General features: G+C 47.5%; 6 protein-coding genes. All 6 read left to right on the top strand.

The features are described 5' to 3' along the window. Window positions 1–56 precede the first annotated feature (56 nt). The 6 genes from DW769_RS15980 to mobQ all read left to right on the top strand — a co-directional run bounded on the left by DW769_RS15980 (window position 57) and on the right by mobQ (window position 3,778). Window positions 57–245, top strand: coding sequence for a hypothetical protein (locus DW769_RS15980; RefSeq protein WP_054328105.1), 189 nt, complete (start codon window positions 57–59; stop codon window positions 243–245). Further along, entirely contained in the window at window positions 242–583 is a 342-nt protein-coding gene (locus DW769_RS15975) for a DeoR family transcriptional regulator (protein WP_006873175.1), read from the top strand. Before DW769_RS15980 ends, DW769_RS15975 begins: the two co-directional genes overlap by 4 nt. Then, complete coding sequence (locus DW769_RS15970) at window positions 576–872, top strand: DUF3847 domain-containing protein (protein ID WP_002594808.1); 297 nt, start codon at window positions 576–578, stop codon at window positions 870–872. Before DW769_RS15975 ends, DW769_RS15970 begins: the two co-directional genes overlap by 8 nt. Window positions 873–1,183: 311 nt before the next feature. Further along, window positions 1,184–1,438, top strand: a complete 255-nt coding sequence (locus DW769_RS15965; RefSeq protein ID WP_006575072.1) for a CPCC family cysteine-rich protein — start codon at window positions 1,184–1,186, stop codon at window positions 1,436–1,438. Window positions 1,439–1,495: 57 nt separating this feature from the next. Next, window positions 1,496–2,005: a hypothetical protein gene (locus DW769_RS15960; RefSeq protein WP_054328107.1), complete on the top strand. Its 510-nt coding sequence runs from the start codon at window positions 1,496–1,498 to the stop codon at window positions 2,003–2,005. Between the two features lie 192 nt (window positions 2,006–2,197). Then, the gene (gene mobQ / locus DW769_RS15955; protein WP_118750630.1) at window positions 2,198–3,778 is read left to right on the top strand and encodes a MobQ family relaxase; all 1,581 of its coding nucleotides are present in this window, start codon (window positions 2,198–2,200) and stop codon (window positions 3,776–3,778) included. The last annotated feature ends 46 nt before the right edge of the window (window positions 3,779–3,824 follow it).

Below are 3,824 nucleotides of genomic sequence, written 5' to 3'. Positions count from 1 at the left end.
GTAATTTTGCCGAAAATCGCCCCGAAACCATACACTAAAACGGGAGGAAACACAATATGCCGAGAATGAGCAAAAAGAGGAAGCATGAGCTTTCCTTTTACCTCAATGACCGGGGGCGTGTCACTTACAACGAATTATGCCGGAAATGCCAGCATGGGTGCAAGCAGAGCTTCCGGGCGGTTGTGATTGACTGCCCCCGTTATTTATCCAAACGATCAAAGAAAAAGGAGGAACACACCGAATGAATTTTGAATTTATGACGATAGACACACCATTGCCGCCCTGTATGCCCTTTCCCAGAGCGTTGACAGGATTTCCAGTCAGCAGCACCGCAAAGGTCATGTACTGCCGGATGCTGGACGCTATGCTCTCCAAAGGTCAGGAGGACGAGAACGGAATCCTGTTTGTCTGCTTCCCTGTCACAGCCATTGCCGCAGTCCTGTCCCGCAGTCCCATGACGGTCAAGCGTTCTCTGAATGAACTGGAAAACGCCGGACTTATCATGCGGGTGCGTCAGGGCGTGGGAGAACCGAATAGGATTTATGTGCTGATACCGGGAAAGGAGGACGCTGCCCTTGCCTGATACCTCGAAGCTGGAAAAGCTCAACCGGGAGCTGGAGAAAAGCGAAAAGAAACTGCGGAAAGCCATCAATGATGAAAAGGCATTGCAGCACCAGTTAAAGCAGCTTACCCGAAAGGAACGGACGCACCGGCTCTGCACTCGTGGCGGTATGCTGGAAAGTTTTCTGCAAGAGCCGGAACGCCTAACAGATGATGATGTCATGCTGTTGTTGAAACTCATTTTTCACAGGCAGGACACGCAGGAACTATTGAAAAAACTGCTGGAACGGGAGAAGCCGGAAACCCCTTAGTTTACTAAGGGCGCAATTATACACCACCCAGAGGTTGGTGCATTGCGTTCTCCGAAGGCTCCTCGCCGGAGAGCTGTGATTTTCCGCAGTCATGGTCTGCTCCAAATCAAACAGGGGACGCTACACTTCCCCTGCGCTGGCTGCAGCCAGCTACCCTTTTGTGGACTTGCCTGTTGGGGACACCTTGCGGTGCAAGCTGTTCCCAGCCGACAAGTTTCATAAAATATGCTATCTTTTCGATAATCGATGAAGTATAATAAAGTCAGAAATAAATCAGGAATTTGAGGTCAAGGCTTAAACGTGAGGTTTATATGAAAAAATACCAATGTCCTTGCTGCGGATATTTTACCTATAATGTTCCGGCAAATGAAGATTGTGGGTATATCTGTCCCGTTTGTTTTTGGGAGAATGACCCGTTCATTGCTTCTGATAACGAACCAAGCGACTCTAATCATGGAATAACACTAAAAGAAGCGAAATCCAATTTCTCAAAATTTGGTGCTTGTGAAAAAGAAATGTTATGTTATGTCCGACCACCAAGAGATGATGAAAAAGAAATTTCATAGCGACAACTTCCAACTTGTAGAACTGAAAAATTAGAAGTTGTAAAGGAGTGTGATAAAATGGAAACACTTTTTGACCAATACAAAGAACTGAATATAAATGGCTCTTTGATTTGTCTTGAACAAGTTGAAGATATTTATTCTTACTTCTGCTATCCGACCAATGCAAAGGCAATAGGTTTTGAAGGAAGTATTATGTATTGCTTTATTGAGCCGTATGGGGAAATGGTTTTTGCCTGCAATCCTGATACTTGTGCAGATGTTTTTGTTTATCCACTGGCAAGAACCTTTGAGGATTTTATGAGACTTATTCTTGCTTGTGGTTCTACTAATCCTATTGAGCAGATTATTTGGATGGACAAAGACAAATTTGAAAAACACCTCAAAGAGGAAGAAGCAATCCGCACAGAGGAACAGAAAGCGACATTAAGTTATCTTGAAACAGAATTAGTAATTTCCCCTATTGATAACCCTTATGACTATGTAAAAGAACTGCAATCTCGCTTTGACAATAGTGGCATTGAGTATAGTGATGAATACTATGATGTTTTGGGGATTGATAGAAAATAACAACAAATAAATTCCAGTTCGTCAGCTTCACATCGGGTCAACTTGTCCCGAACTTTTACAACTAAATACCCGCCGCCCACACAGCGGCACACCGAGCAGGAAATCTGAAAAAGGTCTCCTGCTTTTTTTCTGCCCAAAATGAGGTGGTAAAACGCAACCCCATCCACCAATTAGCGAAAGGAGGGATACGAAATGCCCTGTCCACACAACGAAATCACGATTGTGCAGCGCAGCCAACGGCAGTCTGCTGTTGCCGCCGCTGCTTACCAAAGTGGCGAAAAACTGTTCTGTGAATATGACCAGCAAGTGAAGCACTACCCGGAAAAGCGTGGTATCGTCCACAATGAAATCCTGCTCCCACCTAATGCCCCACAGGAATATGCAGACCGCAATACTTTGTGGAACGCCGCCGAAGCGGTGGAAAAACAATGGAACTCCCAGCTTGCAAGGCGGTGGGTGCTTACCATCCCCAGAGAGATACCGCCCGACCAGTATGCTGTCCTTGTCCGGGAGTTTTGTGAGCAGCAGTTTGTTTCCAAAGGCATGATTGCTGACTTTGCCATCCATGACCCCCATCCGCCGGGACACAATCCCCACGCCCATGTTCTGCTGACTATGAGGGCAATGGACGAACATGGGAAATGGCTTCCCAAGAGCCGTAAGGTTTATGACCTTGACGAAAATGGGGAACGAATAAAACTTCCGTCCGGCAGATGGAAAAGTCACAAGGAGGATACGGTGGACTGGAACGACCAGAAGTATTGTGAAATCTGGCGGCATGAGTGGGAAGTCATCCAGAACCGCTATCTGGAAGCCAATGACCGCCCGGAGCGTGTGGACTTGCGTTCCTATGCCAGACAGGGGCTTGATATTGTCCCTACTGTCCATGAGGGGGCTGCTGTCCGGCAGATGGAAAAACGTGGTATCCAGACGAATATCGGCAACCTGAACCGGGAAATCAGAGTCGCCAACCGCCTGATGAAGTCCATCCGGCAGCTTATCCAAAACCTCAAAGGCTGGATTACCGAGCTGGGAGAAAAACGGAAGGAGCTGCTTGCACAAAAGGCGGCGGAGGAAGCGACACTTCTTCCCAATCTGCTGATGAAGTATATGGAGATACGAAAGGAAGAACGGAAGGACTGGACAAGGGCTGGACAGAACCGGGGAACTTCACAGGACTTAAAGGCAGTCAGCGAAGCCCTGTCCTATCTCCGGCAAAAGGGGCTTTCCACTGTGGAGGACTTAGAAGCGTTTCTGGAATCTTCCGGGAAATCAGCCGCAGATTACCGCAATCAGATGAAGCCAAAGGAAGCCCGGAGCAAAGTGATTGACGGGATTCTTGCCAGCCGGACAGACTGCAAAGAATGTAAGGCTGTCTATGAGAAGTACCAGAAGATATTTTTTAAGAAAACAAAGGAGAAATTCAAACAGGAACACCCGGAGGTTGCCCGGTATGAGAAAGCCGCTGACTACCTTGCCAAGCACCCGGACGATAAGGACAGTACCCAAAAGGAGCTGCAAGAGGAGCAGGAAACGCTTCTCAGCGAAATCGCAGAACTGAAAGTACCGCTGACCGAGGTACAGGAGGATTTGAAGAAGCTGCGGGACATCCGCTACTGGGTACGGAAAGCCACACCCGGCACAGAAGAAAGCAAAGAGCCGTCCAAGAAGCAGTCCCTCAAAGAAGTCTTGCAGGATAAGGCGGACGAGAAAAAAGCACAAAGAACTGCCCCGGTGCAGACAAAACACAAACAACAGGATATGGAACTTTAACAGGCACTTGCCATTTTCAGATTGAGAATGTCAGGTGCTTTTCTTT

The sequence above is a fragment of the Blautia sp. AM29-29 genome, from assembly GCF_003480555.1.
In the GTDB taxonomy this organism is placed as follows: domain Bacteria; phylum Bacillota; class Clostridia; order Lachnospirales; family Lachnospiraceae; genus Fusicatenibacter; species Fusicatenibacter saccharivorans.
This window is presented reverse-complemented; position numbering and strand designations above follow the sequence as displayed.

Excerpts from the sequence above, each read along its gene's own strand:
- DW769_RS15965 (WP_006575072.1), top strand. The coding sequence starts at position 1,184 with ATGAAAAAATACCAATGTCCTTGCTGCGGATATTTTACCTATAATGTT.
- mobQ (WP_118750630.1), top strand. The coding sequence starts at position 2,198 with ATGCCCTGTCCACACAACGAAATCACGATTGTGCAGCGCAGCCAACGG.
- DW769_RS15960 (WP_054328107.1), top strand. The coding sequence starts at position 1,496 with ATGGAAACACTTTTTGACCAATACAAAGAACTGAATATAAATGGCTCT.
- DW769_RS15975 (WP_006873175.1), top strand. The coding sequence starts at position 242 with ATGAATTTTGAATTTATGACGATAGACACACCATTGCCGCCCTGTATG.
- DW769_RS15980 (WP_054328105.1), top strand. The coding sequence starts at position 57 with ATGCCGAGAATGAGCAAAAAGAGGAAGCATGAGCTTTCCTTTTACCTC.